Below are 1,599 nucleotides of genomic sequence, written 5' to 3'. Positions count from 1 at the left end.
TGATGCTAGAATAATAAATGGAGAGCCCAAATAGAGAGATTTTCTAGTTTAGTGTAATATAATTAAACTAGGAGGAGTTATCATATGACCAGAAGTAGGAAGCAATTCGATGCGGAGTTCAAACAAGACGCTGTCAATTACTATTATTCATCAGGTAAGAGCCTAGGGAAGGCTGCGACTGATTTGAAGATTGGTGAATCTACATTAGGGAAATGGGTGACGGTAGCTAAAAATAACAATGGTGTTGTTCAACACAGAGGATCTGGTAATTATAATTCTGATGCGGATAAAGAAATTGCACGTTTGAAGAAAGAATTACGTGATTCACAGGATGCGTTAGAAATCTTAAAAAAGGCTATGGGCATACTGAGCAAATAACAGAGTCTATTTATACAACAACCAATCAAGTAACCGAGAAACGCAAGGTTTCTGTTAACAGTGTGTTAAAAATATTAGGCGTTTCTTCATCAGGGTATTATAGTTGGAAAAACCGCGTATCTTCTGAACAAGAAAAAAGAAAGAAAGCAATTAAAATTGAAATCGCAAAAATATATAATGAATCTTACCAGATTTATGGTGCTCCTAAAATAACGTCAATCCTGCAATCCAGAGGCCATATAATATCCGAAAAGACTGTTGGTAACTACATGCGTGAGGAAGGTATTAAAGCTATTTGGGTACGTCCATATATTAGGACAACCATTGATCCTGATTTTGATATAAAGCTAAAAAATATTCTGGATAGAGACTTTAATCCCACGGCACCCGATACTGTTTGGGTTACCGATATAACTTATGTGCACACCTTGGAAGGCTTTATTTATCTAACCAGTGTTATGGATCTTTTTTCAAGAAAAATCATTGGCTGGCATGTGTCGGATAGTTTAGCCACAGAACATGTCATTAAGGCCATTGAGAAAGCAAAGGCAAATCGCGAGCTAAGTCATCCAATTATTATTCACAGTGATCGTGGATGCCAGTTTGTATCGAAAAGCTATATTGAAGCAACACCAGCAGGCCAGTATATACGCAGTTATTCAAAAAAAGGAAATCCTTGGGATAATGCATGCATTGAATCTTTCCATGCATTAATAAAACGTGAGTGGTTAAATCGCTTTGTTATTAAAAATTTAAAACACGGTCATGAACTTATATTTGAATATTTAGAAGCATTTTATAACACCGTTAGAATTCATGGACATTGCGGAATGACATCACCATTTGATTTCGAACAAAACTTCGCAAGTTAATCTATTATAGCATTAAATTAATCTGGATCCGTTATTTTTGTCACCATTGCCAAGGAAAAGAGTCACTGCTTTGCCTAGTGACACGTAACCACAGCGAAGCTGCTTGCCCTTGACCGCCGTGCCACTCCTTAGTGATCGCTGGAAGGGGTCGGGGCCCCGCCAGCGGAACTTAGGAAGTGATTGTCCATGGTACGCTAGCTGTGCGGATGGAGCTCTTAAAGCTGTTTTTATTCCATTCGACATAAGAACAATACCATGGGCACAAACAAGGTCAAGGGTGGTGATCCAGGCAAACCGCTAAACTAAGAAATTTCTATATTTAACCTGTCCGAATTCTTGACATAGAACC

At 38.1% G+C, this 1,599-nt stretch carries 2 protein-coding genes; both read left to right on the top strand.

Annotated elements, in window-relative coordinates; genetic code table 11:
* Positions 1–84: 84 nt before the first annotated feature.
* Positions 85–378, top strand: coding sequence for a transposase (locus ACOI1D_RS21595; protein ID WP_422504252.1), 294 nt, complete (start codon positions 85–87; stop codon positions 376–378).
* A complete protein-coding gene (locus ACOI1D_RS21590; protein ID WP_422504253.1) occupies positions 375–1,250 on the top strand; it encodes an IS3 family transposase in 876 nt (291 codons plus the stop codon). Before ACOI1D_RS21595 ends, ACOI1D_RS21590 begins: the two co-directional genes overlap by 4 nt.
* Positions 1,251–1,599: the final 349 nt, after the last annotated feature.

Origin of the sequence: Virgibacillus sp. DJP39 (assembly GCF_049310925.1) — a bacterium.
In the GTDB taxonomy this organism is placed as follows: domain Bacteria; phylum Bacillota; class Bacilli; order Bacillales; family Amphibacillaceae; genus Virgibacillus_F.
The sequence above is the reverse complement of the archived record's forward strand: the minus strand, read 5'-3'. Positions and strand labels throughout refer to the sequence as shown.

Excerpts from the sequence above, each read along its gene's own strand:
- ACOI1D_RS21595 (WP_422504252.1), top strand. The coding sequence starts at position 85 with ATGACCAGAAGTAGGAAGCAATTCGATGCGGAGTTCAAACAAGACGCT.